Below are 25115 nucleotides of genomic sequence, written 5' to 3' on the forward strand. Positions count from 1 at the left end.
AACATGATCAAGCTCACAGATAAGGGATGGGGCAAATTGTGTCGTATGGATAACTGGCTGTTTCTTCGAATTTATTAGTGATCCAAGTAGGCGCGGTGCAGCTTTTTCTCAAGCTTCATATAGGCCTGAGCCCAGTCATTCTGCGGGGTGGCGCCATTTTCCCTTGCCGAGAAGACGGCGAGATAATCTGCCTCAGTTGCTTCGCATAGCAAGGGTGTGAAACTGAGCAAAAAATGGCGGGCGAGATAGGGGTCGAGGGGCCAGATATTGAGGATGGCCCGCGCCACAGGCTGAACCGCGGCTGAACAGATGAAATGCAGGTGTCCGGCAGCGAGCCAGGTGTCCATCTCCTGAAGACCCTGCTCGGGGACAATACCCCCATCTCCTCTCTCCATGGAGAGCTTCATATGGTTTCCATTTCCAAGTTTCAGGGTGCCATCCTCCTGCAGGAGCCCGTCGTGGCTGCGCAGTGTCAGTGTCGTCGGACCTTCGAGATAGAGACTGCATTTGTCGGACAGCGCGGCCAGCACGGTGGCGGCGTCATCCTGCATGGTCGCGGGCAGCCAGAACGCCTCGGCCCGGGTCTGCTGGCCCTGGCTGAGTTGACGGAGGAGAGAGTCTGGCCCCGAACCGGGATGAAGACGGGAGATGATGCCGGGAAATGCCATATTGATTACTCCTGAAGGGATAATCGGCGAATTATACGAGCTAAGGCGGGGCAAGAATAAAGGTTTCTTTTCGAGACTGTTTACCTGAAGCGGCTCTGCGATTACCATCCCCGAGGTTTGTTAGGGTTGTCGTCGAAAGACGCTGATTATAGATAGAGACTCGACCATAACGAGTCCGTTCAAAACTGATACACTTGACTACGAGTCGTCGCGAAAAATAAAGGTGGAGTCAATCCGCCGAACGGAGTATGGAACACATGAATTCAAATATCGTAACTGTTGGCAAGAAGATCCGTCAGATCCGCGAAGCGGTAGGCCTGAGCCGTCCCAAGTTTGCTGATCTGCTGGGTGTCCCCCCAACCACGCTGAAGAACTATGAACTGGGTTACCGTGAAGTTGGAGGCGCCTTCCTGGTTGCCCTGGCTCACCACCCGGAACTGCACAAGTTCACCCTCTGGCTGCTGGCCGACAAGAAAGTCGCCGAAATCGGCCAGATTGGTCCGGACGATATTGCCAAGGCCTGATCGCCAGCCCCTGGATAAAAATGCCGCCTTCGGGGCGGCATTTTTTATTTATCAAAAAGTTACTCTGTTTAAATAAATATTACGTCGTGTTCCGTGAGTAAATATTTCAACTGAATCAATTTGTTGAACTGGATTAATCCCCGGAATATTCCGACGCTTTGAGTTCATATCCCTGATGCATGTGACGAGACAAATATGAGTCATTCCACTCCCAAGGCAAGAGATGGTTTCACCAGTACCTTTGGCGTGCTGGCCGCGACCCTGGGGTCGGCCGTCGGGCTCGGCAATATCTGGAAGTTCCCCTACCTGACCGGGGAGAATGGCGGCGCCGGTTTTCTGCTGGTCTATCTCCTCGCCACCCTGCTGGTGGGGCTGCCGGTGATGATCTCCGAGATCATGCTGGGGCGTCAGGCGAAGTCCGACGTGGTGAGCGGGCTCATCAAGCTGGCCCCCAAGGGGCAACCCTGGTGGCTGATTGCGGCCATGGGGGTGACGGCGGCCTTCCTCATCATGTCGTTCTACTCCGAGGTGGCGGCCTGGGTGTTTGCCTATATCTTCAAGGCGGCCAGCGGCGACATCCTCTCGACCGATCCCGCCGTCACCGGCGCGGCCTTCAACGCGCTCATCACGGATCCCTGGCAGAGCCTGCTGTGGCAGTGGCTGGTGCTGGCCCTGATGGGAGGGATACTGCTGATGGGGGTAGCCAAGGGGATCGAGGCGGTCACCAAGAAGCTGATGCCGCTGCTGTTCATCCTGCTGCTGGTGATAGGCATCCGCAGCTTGACCCTGCCCGGGGCAAGCGAGGGGTTGCGCTTCCTGTTCTCACCGGATTTTTCCAAGGTGACCGCCGGAGTCGTGCTGACGGCCATGGGACTGGCGTTCTTCAAGCTCTCCATCGGCATGGGCACCATGATGACCTATGGCAGCTACTTTCGGGATGATCAGCACATCCCCCTCACCACGGTCCGGGTGATGTGCGCCGATCTCTTCGTCTCCATGCTGGCGGGGATCGCCATCTTCCCGGCCGTGTTCGCCTTCGGCTTCGAGCCAAGTGCCGGCCCCTCCTTGCTGTTCATCACCATCCCGGCGGTGTTTGCCAGCATTCCGTTTGGCCACCTCTTCATGGTGCTCTTCTTCGTGCTCTCCGCCATTGCGGCCACCGGGGCCATGCTCTCGATCCTGGAGGTGCCGGTCTCGGTGCTCTCCGAGCGCTTTCAGATGAGCCGGCGCAAGGCGACACTCATCAACCTGCTGGTGCTGGGGGCGGTCGGCTCGACCTGTGCGCTCTCCAACAGCACGCTGGCGCAGGTGCAGATCGCCGGCAAGACCTTCTTCGATCTGTTTGACTTCATCTCCTCCAACGTACTGATGCCCCTTGGCGGCATCCTCCTCTGCCTGTTCGTCGGCTGGGTCTGGGGCTTCGAGCGGATGAAGGGGGCACTGACCAATGGCGGCACGCTGGCACTGCCCATCCTCAAGCCGCTCTTCTTTATCATCCGCTACGTGTCGCCGCTGCTGATCCTGGTCGTGATGCTCAAGGGGCTGGGGCTGTTCTGAAACACCGGGCCAGAGAGCAAAAGAGCGCCTTATGGCGCTCTTTTCATTGGTATCCCCCGAGTGTCAGAGCAGGCCGAGCCGGGAGAGCTCCTCCTTGAGCTGGTCCAGGTTGCGCTCGACGCAAGCCTCTCCCTCGCTGATGGCCTCGCCTGCGCGGTGAAAATCCATGATGGAGAGGTTGCCAAGGCGGGGGCAGAGCTGGATCTCGGGGGGATCGCCGGCCATCCGGGCCCGGGTGATACGTTCCTGCATGATGTTGATGGAGCCGGTCATCACCCCCCACATGCCCGGGGTACTGGGCTCGCCGCGGCTGAGCCACTGGCTGAAGAGGCCGCCCGGGGCGGGCTCGTCCGGTTCGTCCGTCCAGGGTTGGTGCAGGTCGGTGTTGAGGTTGACGGCGATCACCACCTCGGCCCCCATGGCGCGGGCCAGCGAGATGGGCACGGGGTTGACCACGGCGCCATCCACCAGCCAGCGGTCGTCGATCCGGGTCGGGGTCAGAATGCCGGGCATGCCGCAGGAGGCGCGCACGCACTGGCGCAGGGGACCTTGCTGCAACCAGATCTCGCGGCCGGTATCGAGCTCGGTGGCGACGCAGGCGAAGGGGAGCGGCAGACTCTCCATGGGGGGATCCCCCAGATGGGCGGCGGCGATGCCGAACACCTTGTCACCGCGGAACAGGCCGCCGGAGAGGGCGGGATCGAGCAGCCCCATCACCTGCAAGCGGTTGAAGCCGCGTACCCAGCTCTCCAGCTTGTCCAGTTCACCGGCGGCATAGGCGGCGCCGACGAAGCTGCCGATGGAGCAGCCCGCCACCAGATCCGGCTTGACGCCGAGGCGCTCCAGCGCCCGTATGATGCCGATGTGCGCCCATCCTCGGGCGGCGCCGCTGCCCAGGGCCAGGCCCAGGCGGGGTTTTCGTGACACAGTGCGTCTCCTGATGGTGAGTTGGGGGTCCAGCTTACCCCGACTGTCCCTGCCCGTCATCCCGCCAGCCTTCGCTTCGATTGCGACCCTTGGCCTTGGCCTGATAGAGGGCGAGATCGGCGCGGCGGATGGCCTCCTGCAACGTGGCGGCCTGACTCTGGCGGCAATGGCCCAGGCTGACCGTGACCCTCAGGTCGGGTGCGATGTCGGACCAGGGGTGTGCCTCGATGGCAAGGCGCAGCCGCTCGGCGAGGGGGGCCAGGGGGAGGCGCCGGTCGGTGACGAGCAGCAGAAACTCCTCGCCCCCCCAGCGGATCAGGTGGCACTCCCGGGGCAGCAGGGTGTGGCACAGCGCCACCAGCCGGATCAGCACCTCGTCCCCCACCTCGTGGCCGAAACGGTCGTTGACCTGCTTGAAGTGATCGCAGTCGAACATGATGGCGCCGATCTGGCGGGTGCCGGCCTCGGCATGACTGTGTTCGAAGGCATCGAAGTAGTGGCGGTTGAAGGCGCCGGTCAGGGCATCGTGGCGGGAGAGGTAGTTCAGGCGCTGGTTGAGGCGGCGGACGTGCAGGCTAGACAGGGTTGCGATCACCAGGCAGAGCACGGTGAGCAGCGCCGTGGCCGACTCCCACAGCAATATCTGCAGCAGGGGCAGCAGCGCAATGCGATGGATCAGGGTGAGCGGGGTGCCGGGGATGGTGTGCGTGAGCTGCAAGGCTCCCTGCTGCCAGTGATACGCCTCCTGTTGCGCCTGCCGGGTGAGGGGCGGGGCCGTGCCGGACTGGCTGCTGGCGAGGATCTGCTGGTGCGCATTGACCAGAAACAGGGTACCCACCTGGGGGGCGAGCCGGCGCAGGGTCTGCGCCAGGGTGGCGGTCTCGATGTCGATGCTGATCAGGCCGGTGATCTCGCCGGTCTGGGTAATGGGCTGGGAGAGGGTGACCATCCGTCCCTGGCCCGCAAGATCCTGATAGGGGCGCGACAGGATGGCGTGCTCCGAGGGGGAAAGTTGAGTAATAGCCTCTTGCCAGTAAGCCGTGTTGTAGATGAGGGGGCTGAAGCGAAACTGACTCGATGGCACCCAGGGATAGAGATAGATGAAGTTGTCCTTGCCGGTGAAGTAGATCCAGGCCGCCTCCTTGCCCAGCAGCTTGCTGGCGGTGGCGAGCAGGGGCGAGAGGCTGAGGGCCAGGTGCATTCTGGCTTCCCGCTGACTGTCCGCCGGGGGCCGCGGGCTCAACCCGGTCAGATTGCCGATGAGGGCGGGAGGCAGGCCGACGGGGATGCGATCCAGGGTGATGCCGTGTTCCCCGTCGACCTGCAGCGCCTGATACAGCTGGTGGGAGAGCACGGATCTGGGGTCGGTGCGCAGGCGCTCTTCCGCCTGGCCGCGCATGGCTTCAAGAAAGGCCTCCATGCGCTGGTACTGGCTGCTGAAATGGGTGGCGGCATTGATGGTGTCGCGCTTGTTCAGCTCGGTGACCTGATGAAAGGCGTGCTGCAGGGCGAGCAGCAACAGAAGCAGGCTCAATCCCAGCAGCAGCCACTGCAAGCGATATCTGGCAAAGGCAGGGGAAGGTATGGGCATGAGCGTTCCGGGCTGATGGCAGGAATCGACGTTCAGTCTAAGGTACAACACCCCTTATCGTCCCGGGAAGATGACATTTTGGTGATCCTCTGCCGCCCCGTTACGTTTTGTCACATTTATACATAGTCACGGCATAGTCAGGGAGTAACATGGTGCCATCCTTGATGAAGTTCCTTCTCTTCTTCTCATTTTGACGGCATGGATCCCTTGATGAAAACGCGTGTGTGGCTGTGGCTCTTCCCTCTTCTTCTGTTGCTGGCGGCGGGTGCCTGGCACCTGCGCCAGGATGCTCCCGCCAGCAAGCCTGCGCCAAAGCAGATCAACATTCGGGCCGAGACGGTCAGGCAGAGCCTGGCCGAGCCCTCCATCAAGCTGGTGAGCAAGCTGGCGGCCAATCGTTCCGTGGTGGTGAGCCCGGAGGTGACCGGCCGCATCGTCACCATAGCGGTGCGCTCCGGCCAGCAGGTCAGGCAGGGGGAGACCCTGATCGCCCTGGACGCGGGCAAGCAGCAGGCGGAGCTGGCCGAGCAGAGCGCCAGCGTGCGTGACGAGGCGCGCAAGCTGCGGGACATGCGCAAGCTGGTGGCCCGCGGCGCCGTCACCACCTCCGAACTGGAAGGGCAGGAGGCCACGGTAGCCCAGGCCCAGGCCCGGGTGGACGCGGCCCGCTACGAGCTCTCCCTGCGCACCCTGGCTGCCCCCTTTGACGGCACCGTCAGCCTCATCGACTTGAGCGAAGGGGCCCTGGTCAACAGCGGCGACGTGCTGCTGCACCTGGACGAGCTCGCCAGGCTGCGCCTCGATCTGGCGGTGCCCGAGCGCTACCTCTCCCTGCTGCGCCCCGGCATGACGGTGACGGCGACCAGCTCCGCCTGGCCGGATCAATCCTTCTCCGGCGTGCTGGAGACCCTCGATAGTCGCGTTTCAAGCGACACCCAGAACATCAAGGCGCGGGTGATCCTGCCCAATCCCGGCGGCCAGCTGCGCCCCGGCATGCTGATGAACGTGGAGCTCTCCCTGCCGGCCCAGAAGATGACCCTGATCCCCGCCCAGTCGGTGGAATACGCCGGCGAGCAGCGCTTCGTCTATCGCCTGGAGGCGGACGGCCGGGTGAAGCGCATCCCGGTGGAACTCGGTGACACCCACGGTGAAGAAGTGTGGGTGCTGAAGGGGTTGAACGTCGGCGATCGCATCGCGGTCGAGGGGCTGGTGAACCTGCGCGACGGTGCCCTGGTGCACGACCTGAGCGAGGTAAAAGGCTGATGTGGCTCTCCGATATCTCTGTGCGCCGCCCCCTGGTGGCGGTGGTCATCAGCGCCCTGCTCACCGTGTTCGGCCTGGTGGCCTTCAGCAAGCTGACGGTCAGGGAGATGCCGGACGTGCAGACCCCGTCCGTCTCCATCACCACCACCTATGAGGGGGCCGCCCCCGAGGTGATGGAGAGCCAGGTCACCAAGCCCATCGAGGACCAGCTCTCCGGCATCAGCGGCATCAAGAACATCAACTCGGTGACCCGCAAGGGGCGCTCCTCCATCACGGTGGAGTTCAAGCTCGGCTGGAACATGCTGGAGGGGACCTCCGACGTGCGCGACGCCATCTCCCGCGCGAGGCCGAGGCTCCCTGACGACGCCGACGAGCCCATGGTGACCAAGGACAACGGCAACGGTGACGTGGCGATCTGGCTGAACTTCAGCAGCACCCAGATGGACCGCACCGCCCTGACCGACTACGCGAACCGCATGCTGGTGGATCCCCTGAGCCTGGTGGACGGGGTGAGCGAGGTCTCCCTCTCCGGCGATCTGACCCAGGTGATGTATGTGCGGCTGCGCCCCGCCGACATGGCCGCCCGCGGCATCACGGTGGCAGACGTGCAGGATGCCCTCAAGCGGGAGAACATCGAGCTGCCGGGGGGGGAGATCCGCAACAACAGCATGACCATGGCGGTACAGATCGCGCGTCTCTATCACAGCGCCGAGGATTTCCGCTCCCTGCCGGTGACGACCGCCGCGAACGGCGAGAGCATCTACCTGGCCGACATCGCCGATGTGGAGGTGGGGGCCAAGAACGAAGACAGCGCCTACCAGCGCAACGGCCGCGAGAGCCTGGGGATTGGCATAGTGGCCCAGTCCACCGCGAACCCCCTGGCCGTGGCCCAGGGCATCGAGAAGAAGCTCGTGGAGATGCAGCGCTTCCTGCCGGAGGGGGCCAGCCTGGAGGTGGACTACGACTCCACCATCTTCATCAAGCAGGCCATCGACGAGGTGTACGAGACGCTCGCCATCTGCGCCGTGCTGGTGGTCGCCGTGCTCTACCTCTTCCTCGGGCAGGGGCGCACTACGCTGATCCCCGCCATCACGGTACCCGTCTCCCTCATCTCGGCCTTTATCGGTGCCTGGTATCTGGGCTTTTCCATCAACCTCATCACCTTGCTGGCGCTGATCCTCGCCATCGGCCTGGTGGTGGATGACGCCATCGTGGTGGTGGAGAACATCCACCACCACCTGCAGCGGGGGGAATCCCCCCTGATGGCGGCCTGGCACGGCACCCGGGAGGTGGGCTTCGCGGTCATCGCCACCACCGCCGTGCTGGTGATGGTGTTCGTGCCCATCGCCTTCATGGACGGCATGGTGGGCCGGCTCTTCACCGAGTTTGCCATTCTGTTGTCGCTCGCCGTGCTCTTCTCCTCTCTGGTGGCCCTGACCCTGACCCCGGCCATGGGCTCCTGGCTGATGCGCGCCGTCCATAAACCCAACGCCCTGACCGCCACCCTGGACCTGGGCCTTGGCTGGGTGGAGGAACGCTACCGCCGCCTGCTGGGCTGGGTGCTGCGCCGTGCCATCTGGATGCCCCTGGTGCTGCTGCTCTGTCTCGGCGGCATCGGCGCCCTCTTTGGCAAGCTGCCCGCGAGCCTCACCCCGACCGAGGACAGGGGCGTGCTCTACGTCTTCGTGAAAGGGGCCGAGGGCACCAGCATCGAGCGCATGAAGCGCAACATGCAGCAGGTGGAGGCCGCTATCCTGCCGCTGCTCGGCCAGGGGGTGGTGCAGGCCATGAGCTTCAGCACCCCGGCCTTCGGGCGCGGCGGCGATCAGACCGGCATGGCCATCATCCAGCTCACCGACTGGGCCGAGCGGGATGTGACCGCCACCGAGTTTGGCCGCAGCCTCAGCGGCCTGCTCGCCGGCATCCCGGACGTGATGATCCGCACCTTCCAGCCGGGCTTTCGGGGCGGCTCCACCGCCGCCGTCCAGTTCGTGCTGCAGGGCTCCGACTATGGCGAGCTCTACCAGCAGGGGCTGGCGCTCAAGGAGGCCGCCACCCAGAGCGGCCTGATGCTGAGCCCGGATCTCGACTACGCCGAGAAGACCCCGGAGCTGCAGGTGACCATAGAGCGGGAGCGGGCGAGCCAGCTCGGCATCCCGGTGTCGACGGTGGCGAGCTCGTTGCAGGCCCTGCTCGGCGGCGTCAGCCAGACCACCTATGTGGACAGGGGCGAGGAGTATGACGTCTACCTGCGCGCCAACCAGACCCAGTTCAACGGCATCTCGGACGTCAGCCGCATCTATCTCAAGGCCGCGAGCGGCGAGATGGTGAGCCTCTCGACCCTGGCCACCGTCACCCAGGTGGCGAGCCCCCAGCGCCTCAACCACTACCAGCGCCAGAAGGCGGTCGCCCTCACCGCGGACGTGGCCCCCGGCCACACCCTGGGGGAGGCGCTGGACTTCCTGGACGGCTGGGCCGCGGATCACCTGCCCACCGGCATGTCGGTGGATTACGCCGGCGAGTCCAAGGACTATCGCGACAACCAGGGGGAGATGGTGCTGGTGTTCGGCCTCGCCCTGCTGGTGGTCTACCTGGTGCTGGTGGCCCAGTTCGAGAGCCTGCTGACCCCGGCGGTGGTGATGATGACGGTGCCGCTCGGCATCTTCGGCGGCCTGCTCGGCCTCTGGCTCACGGGGCAGGAGCTCAGCATCTACAGCCAGATCGGCATGATCATGCTGATCGGCATGGTGACCAAGAACGGCATCCTCATCGTCGAGTTCATCAACCAGCTGCGCCAGCGCGGCGAGGGGTTCGAGGAGGCGATCATCGCAGGCTCGGTGCGCCGCCTGCGCCCCATCTTGATGACCTCGCTCACCGCCATCATCGGCGCCGTGCCCCTGATGATCTCCATGGGGGCGGGCTACGAGAGCCGGATGGCCGTGGGCACCGTGGTCTTCTTCGGGCTGTCGCTGGCGACCCTGGTCACCCTGCTGGTGGTGCCCGCCATCTATCAGCTGATCGCCAGACGCGCGGGCATGACGGGGGCGAGGGACAGGCTGGTGGACGAGGTGCTGGCGGGCAAAGTGCTTGCGGGCGATGCGCTGGCGGCGACGCCAGAGAGCCAGCCCCTCCCGGACGAGGGAACGCCCCAGAAAGGGCGGGACCAGCCGGCGGCCTAGCTGGCCGACCCACGATGCCATAAACAGGGCGCCAATGGGCGCCCTGCTTGTTGATGAGATCCGAGTTTGTCACGCCGGCCTGCCACGTCCGTGCAAAGGGGCCCTTTCCCCTCGCGTTCTGTGGGGGCAAAAAGCCGTCGCCCCCGCCTGGCTCTGCCGGTATAATGCGCGACCCGAATTGTTCCAGGTGGTCAAAATGCAGCCGGTTACCAACCTCTTCTCCTATCCCCGTTACTGGGCCGAGTGCTACGGCACGGCGCCCTTCCTGCCCATGTCCCGCGCGGAGATGGACAAGCTCGGCTGGGACAGCTGCGACATCGTGCTGGTGACAGGCGACGCCTACGTGGATCACCCGAGCTTCGGCATGGCGGTGATCGGCCGCATGCTCGAATCCCAGGGGTTTAGGGTCGGCATCATCGCCCAGCCGGACTGGTCGTCGAAGGATGACTTCATGCGCCTGGGCAAGCCCAACCTCTTCTATGGCGTCACCGCGGGCAACATGGACTCCATGATCAACCGCTACACCGCCGACAAGAAGCTGCGCCACGACGACGCCTACACCCCCGGGGATGTGGGCGGCAAGCGGCCGGACCGCGCCACCCTGGTCTACACCCAGCGCTGCAAGGAGGCCTATAAAGAGGTCCCTGTGGTCATCGGCGGCATCGAGGCGTCCCTTCGCCGCATCGCCCACTACGACTACTGGTCCGAGACCATCCGCCGCTCCATCCTGATCGACGCCAAGGCCGACATCCTCATCTACGGCAACGCCGAGCGCCCCCTGGTGGAGGTGGCCCACCGCATCGCAGGCGGCGAGACCATCGACACCATGCAGGACATTCGCGGCACCGCAGTGATCCGCAAGGAGCCGCTGCCGGGCTGGCGCGGGGTGGATTCGAGCAAGCTCGACCAGATTGGCCGCATCGATCCCATTCCCAACCCCTATATGGAAGGGGCCCCCTGCGCGGATGACGAAGGCACCGCGCCGGTGGAGCAGGAGGCCAAGCCCATCCTGGTGCAGCCCCCCAAGCAAAAGCCTTGGGAGAAGACCTACGTCAAGCTGCCGGCGTTCGAGCGGGTGAAGGAAGACAAGGTGCTCTACGCCCACGCGTCCCGCATCCTGCACCACGAGACCAACCCCGGCTGTGCCCGCGCGCTCTCCCAGGCCCACGGCGATCGCATCATCTGGGTCAACCCGCCCGCCTTCCCCCTCGAAACCGACGAGATGGACGGGGTGTTCGGCCTGCCGTACCAGCGGGTGCCACACCCGGCCTATGGCAAGGAGAAGATCCCGGCCTACGACATGATCAAGACCTCGGTCAACATCATGCGCGGTTGCTTCGGCGGCTGCTCCTTCTGCTCCATCACCGAGCACGAGGGGCGCATCATCCAGAGCCGCTCGGAAGAGTCAATTCTGAAAGAAATCGAAGAGATCCGCGACAAGGTGCCGGGCTTTACCGGCGTCATCTCGGATCTCGGCGGCCCCACCGCCAACATGTACAAGCTGCGTTGCAAGAGCCCCAAGGCCGAGCAGACCTGTCGCCGCGCCTCCTGCGTCTGGCCGACCATCTGCCCGCACATGGACACCGACCACAGCCCGACCATCAACCTCTATCGCAAGGCGCGCGACCTCAAGGGCATCAAGAAGATACTGATCGCCTCCGGGGTGCGCTACGACATCGCGGTGGAAGATCCGCGCTATATCAAGGAGCTGGCCAAGTACCACGTCGGCGGCTACCTCAAGATAGCGCCGGAGCACACCGAGGAGGGCCCGCTCTCCAAGATGATGAAGCCGGGCATGGGCAGCTACTACAGCTTCAAGGAGCTGTTCGACAAGTACTCCAAGGAGGCGGGCAAGCAGCAGTACCTGATCCCCTACTTCATCTCCGCCCACCCGGGCACCACGGATGAGGACATGGTGAACATGGCGCTCTGGATCAAATCCAACCGCTTCAAGCTCGATCAGGTGCAGAACTTCTACCCGTCGCCGCTCGCCAACGCCACCACCATGTATTACACGGAGAAAAACCCCCTCAACAAGGTGAGCCGCCAGGGCGGGGACGTGTTCGTGGTAAAGGGGGAGCGTCGCCGTCGCCTGCACAAGGCGCTGCTGCGCTATCACGATCCGGCCGGCTGGCCGATGATCCGCGAAGCCTTGCTGGAGATGGGCAAGGGCCACCTGATCGGCAACGGCCCCGACTGCCTGGTGCCGCCGGAAGGCCGTGGCGAAGCCAAGGCCGAGCGCAGTCGCAACAAGGGCCTGAAACCTGCCCTGACCCGCCACAGTGCCATCACCCATCAGCGCAGTAACGGGGCGGGTGCAGCTAATGCCCCGGCGGCCAGCCGAAATGGCGGCAAGGCGGGCAATGGCAAACCGGTAGGCGCCCAGCTCCAGAAAGGCTCTGGTAAAGGCAAGTCTGCCGCGCAGGGTTCTAGTCAGAGTGCTGGCCAAGGCAAACCGGCAGGGCAGGGGAAACCCGCCCACAAGGGCAAGGCCCCGACCCGCGCTGGCTCTGCCAAGCCGGGCGCCAAACCCGCCACTCAGGGCGGCAAGCCTGCGGCCAAAGGGAATGGCGCCAAGCGACCGGCGCGGTGAGTTTTCTTATTAGGAATCGATAGAAATAAAAAGGCGACCGGAAGGGCGCCTTTTTATTACGCACAATTCATTCTCGTAATAGGAGATAGGCTTTAAGCTGATGTCAGATGATAACTATAACTGTACAGATTACTACAACTGGTGGCGTCCACATCAACAAATTGGAAAGATAAACGTCTTTGGAGAGAATTACTTATATTTTTGACCGCCAAGCCGACCGTTAAAGTTAGCTGAAATAATTTATAAGTGTGCTTTGATTTTCTATTAAGTTAATAATTTTTTCATTTCAGCATCTAAGTATTCATCAACAGCATCAGCATCAATATGACCAGCGCTGTACCAAGCATATACTTCTTTGAGTGCTAAAGTACCAAATCGTGCCCAGCCGATTATGTTAGTTCTCAATAAAAATTGCACCATTTCGCCACCAGACTTAAGTGCAGCATCACCCGCGTCAATCAAACAGAGTGTGCCGTGAGCGACCAATAGCATCCGTCTTAACTCTGGATTAGCATCTAAAGGGATGCACTCTTTCCATAACTTCTTGTGATAAAATCGTTGCTTACTCGCCCACATTAGTCGGGTTAAAAGCTCTGTAATCAGAACTGGAATTGCCATGGCCACACCATGTCTTAAATCGTAACCTTTTTCGAAAACTTTTGTTGCTACAGTGGCAAAAGATTGTCTGTGTTGACCAAATTCACCAACATCTAATAGTAGCAGTAAGTTATAGAAAGGAATTGGAATACCCGCGCCACGCTCCGATGCACCAGAAGAACCGGCCATGTCTGAGAATAGATGTCCTAGCCAGTTGGCAAAACCAGAGAAAACCTTGGCTATAAAGTTGCCGCCTTTTAGCTCATGGGTTTCAGTATCAATAGTGATAATCTGACCGTTAGAGATAAAAGTAGAGGTATCGGTAAACTGATTTAAGATAGAGAAAAATAGACCAATAAGATCGGGAGAGTGCCCCAAACTCTTTAAGTGGTGATTCTTAGGTGAAAGGTTTTTGACTGCACCATCTGTCCCATTATTGCCAAATGTGGTCGCTTGGTCATAGTTAACTTTAAAGTTACGTTCTAGGTAACCAATTGCGCTCTGAGTTGAATCCCCTCCTTCTTTTACACCTTGCCAACCACAGGCCGAAGCAAATTTCTCGACAGCGGAGTCAACAGCGCTATCTGCAACTTTGGTTAGCTTTCCTACTCCAGGCATCCCGACGAAGAAAACATCGATAAGTCCACCGATGACACCACATGTGCCAGCAATGAGATAGTCGTACTTATCACATTGAGCATTCTGGATGGTGAACTCATCTTTGATACGTCTTTCGAGTTCTATCCGTTGAATTGGTGACATCAACGTAGTAAATGGATCGGCAGTTAAATCAACGTGGTTGCGCAAAGAATACTGTTCAACCGAACTCTGGTATTGTGCCCAGCTCATATTTCTATTGAAATCGAGGTTATCGAGCAGGGTTACTTGCGTAATGGTCATATCAACTTTCGAGTGTGTGATTGAGTTGTCTAGAACGAGTAACTCTTGTGAAATGTCGATATTTTCAGCCAGTTGAGAATTGAGGCCTTGATTGTCCAGCATAATGTCCAAATCTGCTAGCGCCTGATCAAGGGCATCATTATTGAATTGTTGGCTTTTCTGTAATGCATTAAGAACTGTGCCTAACTCGCTTATTTTGTTTTCCGATTGGTCCAGCTGGTGCTTTTGCACCAGCATGGCCGAAATTTGTTCATCTCGTTCAGTCACTATGAAAACATCCCTAACAATTTACCTTTGATGACATCAGCTGCGTTGAAGTAGCCAATTGCCTCAAATATCTTAGCAAGTTTTTCCATATCTAAAGTAGAGATGTTTTGTTTTAGAGCCAATACCTGAGCGGTTACAGCCACACCTTCTTGTTCACGTTCGACGGTTTTCACTTCGTAGAAAGACATAATAACAGTGTAAATTTGTTGCTTAGTTGCCTCGCGAGTAAGCGATTGAAGTTTTTCGTGATTAAGTTCTTTCGGACACTTCAGTTTGAAGCATTTGCTTTGAGTCGCATCACCTTTTTGTGTAAGCACATTCCCTGCTGAGGTTAGCAGCTTCACTTTTTGTAAAAGCAGTTTTACTTTTTCGTCTTGAACACCGTGAGAAAGAATAGTCTCGTTCAGCTTGATGGTAATGAAGTTGATATCTTCCATTAAGTGAGACACAGTTGCTTGAGTTTGTTTAATAACCTCGTTGAGCATCAGCTCTCTGCGCTTGGTTTTATCAAGCTCATTTGCCCCCGTTAAATGCTTAATGCCTTTGTAAGCGCCTAAACCCAGTAGGACTGCAACACCAATACCAGTCGCCATACTAGAGAACCCTAGCACGCCACCCAAACCAAGCGTTGCAAGGCCTGATGTTAAACCAGCAGCTGACATACCCACTACTGAGCCAGAAAGATAAACCGCAGCTAGAGGTACTCCCACTGCGGCAGCTTTTGCACCAAGCTCTTTCATGCCGTGAGTTAGCGCATCGTCGCTGAAGTCATCACTGAGCATTTTAAAGTCGAGTTTGAGAGCTGCGATAATTAGTTCAACTTCATCATCACTTACATTGAACAGGTAGTTATTATCTTTAAAGAAGGAGAAATTGTCATGCTGTCCATCGTTCACGCTCATGAACACGCTAAACAAATCTTTCACGAGCGAAATTTTAACAGATTTATTGTGGCTAGGGGGGCAGGTATCATCGATTTTTTGTATCAAGGATTCCAAGCTCTCTAGTACGCCAGCTGTGGTGATATATTCTCTTAGCACAAAACGTGATTCTGAACTGAGTTCTAAGCGAGTCATGAGAAGAAGAATTTGAGAAAATTCATCTTTATCGACCTCACCGTCGTCGGAGTACGCCATGTTCACGATAACTTTTAAGTAGGCGACTTTGAGCTCTTCCGACATTTCAGATAGTGAGACTAACTGATCTTCTTCTTCGAAGGTGTCAAATTGACTGCTGATGGTGTTTAAGAACTCAGCCAATTTTTCAAGATTGCATTCACTGATGTGTTCAACTTTAAAGGATGAGCCATCTTTTCGGGTGATTATGGTGTACTCAGTTATTTTCTCTTTACCTTTATCATTATTCGTTACGTTACGGACATATTCAGCTGTCTCCAAATCACTAAAGTTCACGACTTCAGGTGATTCAAAAGCAGGTTTGTAGACCATTTTCTCACCAGTAAATGCTAGGCCATCTTTACCACTACCGAATAAGGTGCTATCGAGCAGTGCGATAACTGAACCGATAGTATCTTCTAGGTTCATCGATTTAGCAGCATTGTTGAGTTTTTTCTCAGGAATATCTGGTGCTATGAGGAGACCGTTATGCGAAATTTGAATGACGTTTTCTTTAATAAAGATATTTATGTTATGCATTGCAAATACCTAAGTTTTAGCTGAACGTTTTTTGGTGTTATCACGATTAAAAATTATTAAATATCACCTAAATTTCACTGTGATATAGCAAAATAAAAGAAGAAACTCTGGAGAACCAAGGGAATTTCTGGGACACCCACCTTTCTGTGCAAGGTGTAAACCGCATGAAACCCACGCTACCGCCCGTGGATGACAGCTTCCAACATGCTCCATTGACCAGCGGGGGCAGCAACCCATCGCAGCTCAACAGGTTCCAGATAGCCACTGTAAGCCAAACGAAGCTGCCTGTGCGAGCATCGGCAGCGATATCACCAGCAGAACGTTGCGGTTTTTTGAACCCTGTCATCAAAGTGCCAGCAGGCTGCCGATAAAGGCAGCCAGGCGGGGGCGGTTTTGGTATCTTGGCGGCCGATTAATTTGGCGTGGGGGGCCATGGCGCACCCCGCACGAGCACCGATAAAGAGACCGGCACAGGAGCAATGAGATGGCAGTCAAAAGCAAATCCAGAAACGAGAAGATAGGCAGCGGGCTTGGGCTGGTGTTCGGGATCATCGGCTTCAATATGCTGGTGCCTGTGCTGTTCGGGCCCCAGGCGGGGTTTGAGCTGGCGCCGATGATCCTGGCCATGGTGAGCGCCGTGGTCGGCTCCGAGCTGGGGGCCCGAATTGGCAAGTGGGTCGATGCCAGAGCGCAGGCCAACTCCCCGGAGTAAAGGGCGACATCCGCCGCCCGCGCATGGCGGGATCAGCCGCCCCGCCGCCTGGGTTCGCTGCGATGCAGGAAGGTGGTCAGGGTGTCGCGGGGCGGCGTGATGCCGCACTGCACCAGAATCCGCCCGATGCCCCCCCTGTGATAACCGCCGTGGGTCACCAGATGCAGCAGCATCTCCTCGCGGCTCATCTGCCCCCTGTCCCCGTCCACAAAGTGAAACGAGATCACGGCCTCGCTCTCTGCCTGACCAAGGCTTGCCACGTAATCCAGATACCAGGCATCCAGCGCGTGGATGGCGGTGCGCAGCATATTGAGGGTCGGCGTCTCCGGGGGATTGGTGGCACTGAAGCCGTGGGGCTCTCCCAGCAGGTTGCCCTTGAAGATGGCGTCGACCACATGGAGATGGTTGAAGATGCGAAGGGCAGTGTGGCGCGCCTCGGCATATTGCTGTGGGTCCAGAGTGGCGAGGGCATCCAGCAGCTCGTCGTCGGCCCAGGCCTTGTAGCGAAAGAGGGATGGCAGGGTCGAGTGGCTCATGATCTTCCTTGATGGGTGGGCGCGCAAGGCTGGCATCTTAGCCAGCCGCCCAGGGCTTGGGAACCTCGTCGCCTGAGGTTGGAAGCTGACCTTCGTCTATTTTTCCTTGTTAATCAGTGGGCTGTGAAGCATCTCCCATACGGGGGCTTGCCCGGTTCGCCCAGGGGCGGGGACATGCTACCTTGCGGCCATCGTACCCAGAGGAGGAGTTCCCATGCGCATTGCCCTGATTGGCCTTGGTGATATCGCCCAGAAGGCCTATCTGCCGCTGCTGGCCAGCGACGAGCGAGTCACCCCGCTGCTCTGCACCCGTAACCCCTCCGTGCTCGGCAAGCTGGCCCGCCAGTACCGGATCCCCGAGTACTTTACCGAGGTCGATGCGCTGCTCGCGAGCCACCCCGATGCGGTGATGATCCACGCCGCCACCGCCGTGCACTTCGCGCTGGCGCGGCAATGCCTGGCGGCGGGCATCCCCACCTTCGTGGACAAGCCGCTCTGCTTTGAGTTCGCCGAGGTAGAGACGCTCGCCAACCTGGCCCTCGCGAAGGCGTGCCCGCTCTTTGTGGGCTTCAACCGCCGCTACTTGCCCGCCCTGGCCGCCGCCCGCAGTCAGCCGCTCACCGAGATCCACTGGCAGAAGCACAGGCACGATCTGCCTGGGCGGCCTCGCGCTTTCCTGTTCGACGACTTTATCCACGTGCTCGACAGCCTCTGCTTCTATGGCGGCGTGCCGGACGGCGACATCCATGCCCTGCTGCGGCGCAGTGCGCAGGATCCGGACATGCTGGTGAGCGCGAGCGTCGCCTGGCAGAGCGGGCAGGTGGCGGTGAGCGGCAGCATGAATCGCAGCGCCGGCATCACGGAGGAGCGCATCGACGCCTATGGGGACAACCTCTCTCTGCATATCGAGAACTGCACCCGGGGCACGCTGGCCCGAGACAAGGCCGTGCAGACCCTGGCGCCGGACGACTGGCAGCCGGTGCTGGCCCAACGGGGCTTCGTTGCGATGCTCGATCACTGGTATCGGCAGGTGGAGCTGGGGCGTGCCGACGGGCGACTTATCGAGAGCTACCTGCACGGCCACCGACTGGCGGAGCGACTGGTGGCCCTGGCGGGGGAGTGAGCCTCGCCAGCGCACGGAATCTTGGCAGGCAAGTTGGCGAGATAACCGGCAGACCACTGTACAAGATGGCGCATCCCTGCGCAGTCAGGCGCCCTAGGCGTTGCCGCGCGAGCCAAGCGGGGGGGAGTTTGCTATCTTGGCCGCCATGAACAGCCTTCAACACAGCAGAGTCTCATGAGCATTATTCTGGGGATCGACCCCGGCTCCCGGATCACCGGTTACGGCGTCATCCGCATCGTGGCGGGCAAGGCGCAATATCTGGGGTCCGGCTGCATCCGCACCGACCTGGGTGAGCTGCCGTCCCGCCTCAAGCAGGTCTATGACGGGGTGAGCGAGATCATCACCCAGTTCAAGCCGGACGAGTTCGCCATCGAGCGGGTCTTTATGGCCCGCAACGCGGACTCGGCCCTGAAACTCGGCCAGGCCCGTGGCAGCGCCATCGTCGCGGCGGTCAACGCCCTGCTGCCAGTGAGCGAATACTCTGCCACCCAGATCAAGCAGGCGGTGGTGGGGACCGGCGGGGCGACCAAGGAGCAGGTGCAGCACATGGTGACCCATCTGCTCACGCTCTCGGCGACCCCCCAGGCGGATGCGGCGGATGCCCTCGGGGTGGCGCTCTGCCACTTCCACACCCGGCAGAGCCTGATCCGGATGGCGGGGCGCGCCACCGGCGCGGTGCGCGGCCGTTACCGCTGATCCCCGCAGGCCCCCGGCAGGGGGCCGTCCTTCCCCGCCAAGTGCCCATGTTGCCGACAAAAGCGCTATTTGAGTCACTTTCTGTCGCACCTTCCGGACGGGACTCTCATGGAGAAGGGGGCGGCAATGAGGGATATCTTCCTACCTAATCAATAACTTGTGACTTGCGTCACACATTCTTCATGAAATGAGGCGGCTTCGTCTTGTTCCGCCACACTCCCATAATATGGCGCCTGTTTAATAACAGTGTCCGTACGAGCCCTTTTGGGCTCCTTGTTCGTCATCATCGGGAGAGACAAGAGTGAAACCTTTTGCTGCTGAATTTATGGGAACCTTCTGGCTGGTGCTGGGTGGGTGCGGCAGTGCCGTGCTGGCCGCCGCGTTTCCTGACGTGGGTATCGGCCTGCTGGGTGTGGCCCTGGCGTTCGGTCTGACCGTGCTGACCATGGCCTTCGCCATCGGTCATATCTCTGGTTGCCACCTGAACCCGGCCGTGACCGTGGGGCTCTGGGCCGGTGGCCGCTTCCCGGCTTCCAACGTGCTGCCCTACATCGTCGCCCAGGTCCTTGGCGGAATCGTGGCGGGTGGCGTGCTCTATGTCATTGCCAGCGGGCAGGCGGGGTTCGATGTGAGCGCCGGCTTTGCCTCCAACGGCTATGGTGAGCACTCCCCGGGTGGTTACAGCCTGCTGGCGGCCCTGGTGTGCGAAGTGGTGATGACCGGCTTCTTCCTGTTCGTCATCATGGGGGCCACCGACAGCCGTGCTCCGGCCGGTTTCGCCCCGATCGCCATCGGTCTGTGCCTGACCCTGATCCACCTCATCAGCATTCCGGTGACCAATACCTCGGTCAACCCGGCGCGCAGTACCGGTGTGGCGCTGTTCGTGGGTGACTGGGCCGTCGGCCAGCTCTGGCTGTTCTGGGTTGCCCCCATCGTCGGTGCCATTCTGGGTGCATTGGCCTATCGTGTGGTCGCCACGAAAGAGTGATGTGTTGCTAAATAACGTGTGGTATCGACACGCCTTCGGGCGTGTTTTTTCGTTTGAGGGGGAGGGAAAACGCGCCGCCAGGGCGCGGGAAGAGGGGAGACAGGAACCCGTGATCGTCACAGGCCCTTGGCGCTCAGCATGTCCTTGTAGCGCTGGTGCAGCAGCTTGACTCGTTCTACATAGGCCCGGGTTTCGGCAATGGATGGGAGGGATGTCGCCATGCTGTTGCCTTGCCCGAATGCTTACAAGCCCTTGGCGCTCAGCATGTCCTTGTAGCGTTGGTGCAGCAGCTTGACTCGCGCCACATAGGCCCGGGTTTCGGCGTAAGGGGGGATGCCGCCGTGCTTTTGCACCGCCCCTGCCCCCGCGTTGTAGGCGGCGGTGGCCAGGGCCACGTTGCCGTCGTACTGCTTGAGCAGCCCCGCCAGGTATTTCACCCCGCCGAAGATGTTCTGCTCCGCCATCAGGGCATTGCCGACCCCGAGCTCCCGCGCGGTGGCCGGCATCAGCTGGGTCAGCCCCATGGCTCCCTTGCGGGAGACCGCCAGCGGGTTGAAGGCGGACTCGGCGTGGATCAGCGCCCGAATGAGGGCGGGCTCGACCTGATAGGCCTTGGCCGCCGCCTTGATGGTGCTGGCGTAGTCGTAGAGGAAGAGCCCGGTCGTGCGCCAGTTGACCTTGGAGGCGGGGTCGCAGGCGTAGCAGTCGTTGAACAGCAGCAACTCGTAGTGGCCCTGCTCCGGCATCATGTCGGAGTAACGCACCACGCCGTTTTTTTGCACCGACTTGTAGACCTGGATCTGGCGCGTGGCAGGCTCGGGGGCGGGCGCTGATGCCTGGCGCGTGGCGTCGGGCTCGTCGGGTAAAGAAGAGGGGGCCGGAGGCGCCACGTCGGGTTTGTCGGGCAAGGGGGAGGGGGTGGACGTCAGGATCACCACCTCGGCCGGTGGCGGCAACTGGCCCCAGGCAAGGGGGGAAAACAGCGGGATCATGCCCAGCAACATCCATGCTTTCAACGGCTTGCTCCTTAAGCCTCGTTCGCCACGTTGAGTAAAGCATTCTGGGCGCGGCAGAACAAGTGCGCCAGCGGGGCGCCATCAGAAAAGTGCGCAGTGGAAGGGAGCCGGGATGCCGAGCACAGCAGGGGTTGCGAAGGCGACAATGCCCGGTGCGGCGGGCCTGGAGTCAACCCTGCTTTCTCTCTGGCTATTGGCTTTTTTGTAAGTTAAAGGCGTGTTATCTTGCTGCTGCTCTACTCTGGTCTGATCTCTTCGGGTCTGATCGCTTGGTGGGGCCGAGTGACGGGGCAGGAGAAGGCCGGGTGGCCATAACGACATGGGCATGACAAACAGGCGAGCGATGGAGCTCAGATTCGAAGAGTACTGTGATGCGGATCTTTCCCTGATCAGGGACTATTACGAGACGACGTTTTCCCACTATGTGCCGGATCTGGCCGAGCGGATCTTCGTGGTGCGAGATGCCCATTGGCTGGTGGGCGCGGTGCGCCTTAGGGACGAACAGGACTACTACCATCTGTGCGGTTTTCGACTGCTGCCCCACTACCAGTCCCTGGGGCTGGGCTCCAGACTGTTGCAGCATGCCTGCAGCAATCTGTCGGACAAGCCCGTGATCTGCCATGCCTTGCCCTTCGAGAAGCCCTTCTACCTCAAGGCCGGTTTTGCCCACCTCCCTCTGAACGAGCTCAGCGGGCCGCTTCATTCCCTCTATCACCAGCAGCACGAACAGGGTTACCAGATCGAGCTGCTGGTGCGTCAGGCCAAAGCCCCCGTTTTCAACTGACGTCTCATTGGGGCTTGGTCAGCAGGTGGATCTTGCCCGGTGACAGCTCCAGCCCCAGCAAATTCTCCTTGAGCCAGGCCTGGTTGGGATCCTTGTCATCGAGTTTGTAGACAGGCTGGGTCTCCAGCCGTTTCTCCATGCTCTGCAGCAGCATGCGCAACATGAAACCGAACTTCTGCTCGGCCGCCGCCGGCTCCAGCTTGTAATCGATGAGCTTCATGTTGTCGAGGAAGAGCGCGCTCTGGGCCTTGTCGTAGCGGGGTCTGGCCTCATAGGTCATGTTCAGCAGGGCGTCATACTCGGTCTGGTCCGGCAGCGCTATTTTCAGCTTGCCCTTGCCAAACACCCTGGCGGTGTCGGGGCTCTGGCGGCCAATCTGCACGTCGCTCTGCTCGAGCCGCACGTGAGCCTTGATGATGCCGGGCAGTTCCAGCTGTTTGTCCACTTGTACCTGAGATTGCAGGTACTGATTTATCTGCTGCTCATTGATGTCATATGAGCCTTGGCCTAGCATGGCCAGACTCAGCAGCATAGATTGCAGGATCATGCTAACGACCTGATAGAATGGGTGTGTCCTACAGCATACCATCCCGGCCTTGTGGGATCTGCCCATGCCATTTGCCCAATACACCAAGGAGTCGTCTTGCTCGACGGTCTGGAATACGACATTCAGTTGCTGTTTTCCCGCTTTCTCGGCTGGCTGTTGCTGTTGTTTCACACTGTGATAGTGGCGGGGATCTCCCTGCGGGTGGTGATGAAGCGGCGTCCCATCGGGGTCTCCCTGGCCTGGCTGGCCCTCATCTATGCCATCCCCTTCGCGGGGGTCGGCTTCTACGTGTTGTTTGGCGAGATTCGGCTCGGCCGCAAGCGGGCAGAGCGCGCCCAGGCCATGTACCGCCCTTATGCCATCTGGATCCGCCAGCTGGCCCGTCTCTTCCCCCAGCACTGTTGCGAGGTGGGCAGCAAGGCACGCCCGCTCCACGACCTTATCCAGGGGCGGCTGGCCATGCCCATGCTGTCGGGCAACCGGATGACGCTGCTGCACAAGCCCGAGACCATCATCCAGGAGATAGTGCGCGACATCCGGGGCTCCTCCCAGTCCTGTTATCTGGAGTTCTATATCTGGCATCCCGGCGGGGATGTGGACGAAGTGTGCGAGGCGCTCATGGAGGTGGCGGCACGCGGCGTGGATTGTCGTGTGTTGCTCGATTCCATCGGCAGCAAGACCTTCTTGCGCTCCCGCTGGCCCAAGGCGCTGCGCGCTGCCGGCGTCAAGGTGGTGGAGGTACTGCCGGTCGGTGCCTGGCGTATCCCCTTCCAGCGGCAGGACCTGCGCATGCACCGCAAGCTGGTGGTGATCGATGACAGGGTGGGATACACGGGCTCCATGAACATGGTGGATCCCCGCTACTTCAAGCAGGACGCCGGTGTCGGCCAGTGGGTCGACATCATGATCCGGGTGCAGGGGCCCGTGGTGCCGCTGATGTGGTCCACCTTCGTCTGGGACTGGGAGATGGAGACCGGCGAGCGCCTGCTCGACAGCCTGCAGCACGAACCCGAAGCCTGGCCGCAGACCAACTACCGGGCCCAGCTCATCCCCTCCGGCCCCTTCGTGGGCGGTGACTGCATCCAGCAGAGCCTGCTGCTCGCCATCTATCAGGCCCGCCATCACCTGGTGCTGACCACCCCCTATTTCGTGCCTGATGACCCCCTGGCGGCCGCGCTCTCCTCGGCGGCGGCGCGCGGCGTGCTGGTGCAGCTGGTGCTGCCGGCGCGCAACGACTCCCTGATGGCGAACCACGCCAGCAACTCCTTCATGGAGGATCTGCTGGCGGCCGGGGTGGAGATCTACCGCTACGACGCCGGCCTGCTGCACACCAAGAGCGTGCTGGTGGACGATGACTTCGCCCTGGTGGGGACGGTCAACCTCGACAGGCGCAGCCTCTGGCTCAATTTCGAGATCACCCTGCTCATCGACAACCCGGTGTTCGTCGCCGAGATGAACCAGCTGGTACAGGGCTACATGCTGGAGGCGACCCCCATGTCCCTGACCAAGTGGCGTGCGCGGCCCTGGTACAAAAAACTGCTGGAGAACATCTTCTACCTGTTCAGCCCCTTGCTGTGACAGCCAGAGAGGGAACCCTGAGCCGCGATCCGGCTTGCGTGTGTTCCCATCCTCCCCGTAGAGTGCGCCCATGCACCCGCCATTGATAATGTGGAGAAAAAGAACAGATGAAGAAAAAAGTGGCCTTGGCCGTCGGGGCCGTCCTGGTGGTGGGGGGGCTTGGCGCCTGCTGGTACACGGGCAACACGTTCGACCGGATCCTGGCCGAGCAGATCGCCAGGGCGCAGCAGGAGAGCGGGGTCGAGATCAGCTGGCATCCGGCCACGGAGAACCTGTTCGTTCGCGACGGCCTGCTCAAGGTAGTGGTGCCGCCCCAGACGCTGGAGAGCTTTGATCCCCAACTCGCGGGGAGCGAGGCCATCGAGATGCAGTTCGCGTTCAACAGCCGCATGCTGCCGCTCTATATCAAGAGCCACCTCTTGCTGGACACCGCCGAGGGCTCCCTCGCACCCGTCTTCACGGCCCTCGGCATGGAGAAATGGCAGCTGGGGGCGGAGTCGGCCAGCAGCCTCTGGACCATGAGCAACAGCTCCCGATTCTGGGCCAGCGACTTCAAGGTCAAGGAGGGGCTCAACGAGTTCCAGTTCCTGCCCCTGAACGGCGACTACCGCGGCGATCTCGACGGCAATGGTCATCTGACCGCCCACTGGCTGGGCATGACGGTACACGATGCGCAGAGCAAGACGGATCTGGCCCTGGCCGATCTCAAGGGCAGCGCCGACATGGCGGAGATTAGCGGCCTCTGGCTCTCGCCCCGCAGCGATGCGACCCTCTCCGCCCTCTCCCTGACACAAGGGGATCTCAAGGTCTCCCTGCAGGGGATGACCACCGCCACCCAGCTGGCGGGGGATGATGTCCAGACACTCTCCACCCGTTATCAGATGAAGGTGGCGTCTCTCAATCTGGAAAACGAGGAGGACAGCCTGGCGCTGACCGAGGGCAACCTGGATCTGGCGCTCAACGGGCTGGATCTGGAGGGGTACCAGCGGCTGCAGGAGGCCAGCAGCCAGCGGGTGGACGAAGCCGCCATCCAGGAGGCGCTGGACAAGATGCTCCAGCGGGGGGCCACGCTCCTGCTGACGGACCTCAGCGCCCGCCTCAACGGCGAACCCGTCAACCTGCAGGGGGAGGCCAAGCTGGCCCCCACGACCCTGGCCGCGCTGATGGAGAGCGAGGAGGGGATGCAGGCCCTGTCAGGTCTGCTCCATGCGCGCCTAGGCGACAAGCTGGGCCAGGCGGTTCCACAGCTGGCCCCCATGCTGAGCCAGTTCACCGACCTGGGTTACCTCAAGGCGGAGTCGGCGGTGCTGAGCGCCGAGCTCAAGCTGGAGAAGGGGCAGGTCACCGTCAACGGTCTGCCACTGCACCAGTGAGTGCCCCCGCAATGAAAAAAGGCTCCTTCGGGAGCCTTTTT

General features: G+C 60.6%; 20 protein-coding genes and 1 pseudogene. 12 read left to right on the forward strand and 9 right to left on the reverse strand.

Translation table 11 applies throughout. The features are described from left to right. Nucleotides 1–74: 74 nt before the first annotated feature. Nucleotides 75–668 (reverse strand): hypothetical protein, encoded by a 594-nt coding sequence (locus J9885_RS17255; protein ID WP_210550178.1) that lies wholly within the window; start codon nt 666–668, stop codon nt 75–77. A gap of 257 nt (nt 669–925) precedes the next feature. On the opposite strand from J9885_RS17255, the gene J9885_RS17260 reads away from it, so the two are divergent. Further along, the gene (locus J9885_RS17260; protein ID WP_005298604.1) at nt 926–1192 is read left to right on the forward strand and encodes a helix-turn-helix transcriptional regulator; all 267 of its coding nucleotides are present in this window, start codon (nt 926–928) and stop codon (nt 1190–1192) included. A gap of 195 nt (nt 1193–1387) precedes the next feature. Next, the gene (locus J9885_RS17265; protein WP_210550179.1) at nt 1388–2749 is read left to right on the forward strand and encodes a sodium-dependent transporter; all 1362 of its coding nucleotides are present in this window, start codon (nt 1388–1390) and stop codon (nt 2747–2749) included. 63 nt (nt 2750–2812) lie between these two features. Here the strand turns inward: J9885_RS17265 and J9885_RS17270 are convergent, their stop codons facing one another. Continuing rightward, the gene (locus tag J9885_RS17270; RefSeq protein WP_210550180.1) at nt 2813–3676 is read right to left on the reverse strand and encodes a patatin-like phospholipase family protein; all 864 of its coding nucleotides are present in this window, start codon (nt 3674–3676) and stop codon (nt 2813–2815) included. A gap of 34 nt (nt 3677–3710) precedes the next feature. Continuing rightward, entirely contained in the window at nt 3711–5267 is a 1557-nt protein-coding gene (locus tag J9885_RS17275; protein ID WP_210550181.1) for a diguanylate cyclase, read from the reverse strand. Between the two features lie 210 nt (nt 5268–5477). Between J9885_RS17275 and J9885_RS17280 the strand changes: the two genes are divergently transcribed. The 3 genes from J9885_RS17280 (at nt 5478) to J9885_RS17290 (ending at nt 12302) form a co-directional block, all read left to right on the forward strand. Beyond that, nucleotides 5478–6530, forward strand: coding sequence for an efflux RND transporter periplasmic adaptor subunit (locus J9885_RS17280; RefSeq protein WP_210550182.1), 1053 nt, complete (start codon nt 5478–5480; stop codon nt 6528–6530). Beyond that, on the forward strand, nt 6530–9709 hold the full coding sequence (locus J9885_RS17285; RefSeq protein ID WP_210550183.1) for an efflux RND transporter permease subunit: 3180 nt from the start codon (nt 6530–6532) through the stop codon (nt 9707–9709). Before J9885_RS17280 ends, J9885_RS17285 begins: the two co-directional genes overlap by 1 nt. A gap of 196 nt (nt 9710–9905) precedes the next feature. Further along, nucleotides 9906–12302, forward strand: coding sequence for a YgiQ family radical SAM protein (locus tag J9885_RS17290; protein WP_210550184.1), 2397 nt, complete (start codon nt 9906–9908; stop codon nt 12300–12302). A 264-nt stretch (nt 12303–12566) separates the two neighbouring features. Here the strand turns inward: J9885_RS17290 and J9885_RS17295 are convergent, their stop codons facing one another. Next, nucleotides 12567–14066: a hypothetical protein gene (locus J9885_RS17295; protein WP_210550185.1), complete on the reverse strand. Its 1500-nt coding sequence runs from the start codon at nt 14064–14066 to the stop codon at nt 12567–12569. Beyond that, nucleotides 14066–15721, reverse strand: coding sequence for a hypothetical protein (locus J9885_RS17300; protein ID WP_210550186.1), 1656 nt, complete (start codon nt 15719–15721; stop codon nt 14066–14068). Before J9885_RS17300 ends, J9885_RS17295 begins: the two co-directional genes overlap by 1 nt. A 484-nt stretch (nt 15722–16205) precedes the next feature. Here J9885_RS17300 and J9885_RS17305 point away from each other — a divergent pair, with 484 nt between their 5' ends. Beyond that, a complete protein-coding gene (locus J9885_RS17305; RefSeq protein WP_043758907.1) occupies nt 16206–16433 on the forward strand; it encodes a hypothetical protein in 228 nt (75 codons plus the stop codon). A gap of 32 nt (nt 16434–16465) precedes the next feature. Here J9885_RS17305 and J9885_RS17310 read toward each other — a convergent pair whose 3' ends face one another. Next, the gene (locus tag J9885_RS17310; protein WP_210550187.1) at nt 16466–16969 is read right to left on the reverse strand and encodes a DinB family protein; all 504 of its coding nucleotides are present in this window, start codon (nt 16967–16969) and stop codon (nt 16466–16468) included. A gap of 214 nt (nt 16970–17183) precedes the next feature. Between J9885_RS17310 and J9885_RS17315 the strand changes: the two genes are divergently transcribed. From J9885_RS17315 to aqpZ, 3 genes are all read left to right on the forward strand, one after another. Continuing rightward, entirely contained in the window at nt 17184–18092 is a 909-nt protein-coding gene (locus J9885_RS17315) for a Gfo/Idh/MocA family oxidoreductase (protein ID WP_210550188.1), read from the forward strand. Nucleotides 18093–18266: 174 nt separating this feature from the next. Further along, nucleotides 18267–18788 carry a crossover junction endodeoxyribonuclease RuvC gene (ruvC, locus tag J9885_RS17320; RefSeq protein WP_043758913.1) on the forward strand — a complete coding sequence of 174 codons (522 nt, stop codon included), beginning with the start codon at nt 18267–18269 and terminating at the stop codon, nt 18786–18788. A gap of 301 nt (nt 18789–19089) precedes the next feature. Then, complete coding sequence (gene aqpZ, locus J9885_RS17325) at nt 19090–19776, forward strand: aquaporin Z (protein WP_134696645.1); 687 nt, start codon at nt 19090–19092, stop codon at nt 19774–19776. Nucleotides 19777–19892: 116 nt separating this feature from the next. Here the strand turns inward: aqpZ and J9885_RS20205 are convergent. Next, nucleotides 19893–20001: pseudogene (locus J9885_RS20205) on the reverse strand (lytic transglycosylase domain-containing protein); the annotation flags it as partial. Between the two features lie 17 nt (nt 20002–20018). Further along, nucleotides 20019–20780, reverse strand: a complete 762-nt coding sequence (locus J9885_RS17335) for a lytic transglycosylase domain-containing protein (protein ID WP_167576856.1) — start codon at nt 20778–20780, stop codon at nt 20019–20021. A gap of 337 nt (nt 20781–21117) precedes the next feature. Between J9885_RS17335 and J9885_RS17340 the strand changes: the two genes are divergently transcribed. After that, nucleotides 21118–21576: a GNAT family N-acetyltransferase gene (locus J9885_RS17340; RefSeq protein WP_043759036.1), complete on the forward strand. Its 459-nt coding sequence runs from the start codon at nt 21118–21120 to the stop codon at nt 21574–21576. A 4-nt stretch (nt 21577–21580) separates the two neighbouring features. On the opposite strand, the gene J9885_RS17345 is transcribed toward J9885_RS17340, so the two are convergent. Then, entirely contained in the window at nt 21581–22123 is a 543-nt protein-coding gene (locus J9885_RS17345; RefSeq protein WP_043758926.1) for a DUF1439 domain-containing protein, read from the reverse strand. A gap of 96 nt (nt 22124–22219) precedes the next feature. Between J9885_RS17345 and cls the strand changes: the two genes are divergently transcribed. Both cls and J9885_RS17355 read left to right on the forward strand, forming a co-directional pair. Beyond that, the gene (gene cls, locus J9885_RS17350) at nt 22220–23701 is read left to right on the forward strand and encodes a cardiolipin synthase (protein ID WP_043758928.1); all 1482 of its coding nucleotides are present in this window, start codon (nt 22220–22222) and stop codon (nt 23699–23701) included. A 107-nt stretch (nt 23702–23808) separates the two neighbouring features. After that, nucleotides 23809–25074, forward strand: coding sequence for a DUF945 family protein (locus J9885_RS17355; protein ID WP_134696647.1), 1266 nt, complete (start codon nt 23809–23811; stop codon nt 25072–25074). Nucleotides 25075–25115: the final 41 nt, after the last annotated feature.

Source organism: Aeromonas sp. SrichE-2G (assembly GCF_017939565.1).
Classification (GTDB): Bacteria; Pseudomonadota; Gammaproteobacteria; order Enterobacterales; family Aeromonadaceae; genus Aeromonas; species Aeromonas taiwanensis.

Bases quoted from the DNA above. Each gene is read 5' to 3' on its own strand.
- J9885_RS17265 (WP_210550179.1), top strand. From the start codon at position 1,388: ATGAGTCATTCCACTCCCAAGGCAAGAGATGGTTTCACCAGTACCTTT.
- J9885_RS17345 (WP_043758926.1), bottom strand. From the start codon at position 22,123: ATGATCCTGCAATCTATGCTGCTGAGTCTGGCCATGCTAGGCCAAGGC.
- J9885_RS17340 (WP_043759036.1), top strand. From the start codon at position 21,118: ATGACAAACAGGCGAGCGATGGAGCTCAGATTCGAAGAGTACTGTGAT.
- ruvC (WP_043758913.1), top strand. From the start codon at position 18,267: ATGAGCATTATTCTGGGGATCGACCCCGGCTCCCGGATCACCGGTTAC.
- J9885_RS17315 (WP_210550188.1), top strand. From the start codon at position 17,184: ATGCGCATTGCCCTGATTGGCCTTGGTGATATCGCCCAGAAGGCCTAT.
- J9885_RS17355 (WP_134696647.1), top strand. From the start codon at position 23,809: ATGAAGAAAAAAGTGGCCTTGGCCGTCGGGGCCGTCCTGGTGGTGGGG.
- J9885_RS17305 (WP_043758907.1), top strand. From the start codon at position 16,206: ATGGCAGTCAAAAGCAAATCCAGAAACGAGAAGATAGGCAGCGGGCTT.
- J9885_RS17285 (WP_210550183.1), top strand. From the start codon at position 6,530: ATGTGGCTCTCCGATATCTCTGTGCGCCGCCCCCTGGTGGCGGTGGTC.
- J9885_RS17255 (WP_210550178.1), bottom strand. From the start codon at position 668: ATGGCATTTCCCGGCATCATCTCCCGTCTTCATCCCGGTTCGGGGCCA.
- J9885_RS17260 (WP_005298604.1), top strand. From the start codon at position 926: ATGAATTCAAATATCGTAACTGTTGGCAAGAAGATCCGTCAGATCCGC.
- J9885_RS17310 (WP_210550187.1), bottom strand. From the start codon at position 16,969: ATGAGCCACTCGACCCTGCCATCCCTCTTTCGCTACAAGGCCTGGGCC.
- J9885_RS17290 (WP_210550184.1), top strand. From the start codon at position 9,906: ATGCAGCCGGTTACCAACCTCTTCTCCTATCCCCGTTACTGGGCCGAG.
- J9885_RS17280 (WP_210550182.1), top strand. From the start codon at position 5,478: ATGAAAACGCGTGTGTGGCTGTGGCTCTTCCCTCTTCTTCTGTTGCTG.
- J9885_RS17335 (WP_167576856.1), bottom strand. From the start codon at position 20,780: ATGTTGCTGGGCATGATCCCGCTGTTTTCCCCCCTTGCCTGGGGCCAG.
- J9885_RS17300 (WP_210550186.1), bottom strand. From the start codon at position 15,721: ATGCATAACATAAATATCTTTATTAAAGAAAACGTCATTCAAATTTCG.
- J9885_RS17275 (WP_210550181.1), bottom strand. From the start codon at position 5,267: ATGCCCATACCTTCCCCTGCCTTTGCCAGATATCGCTTGCAGTGGCTG.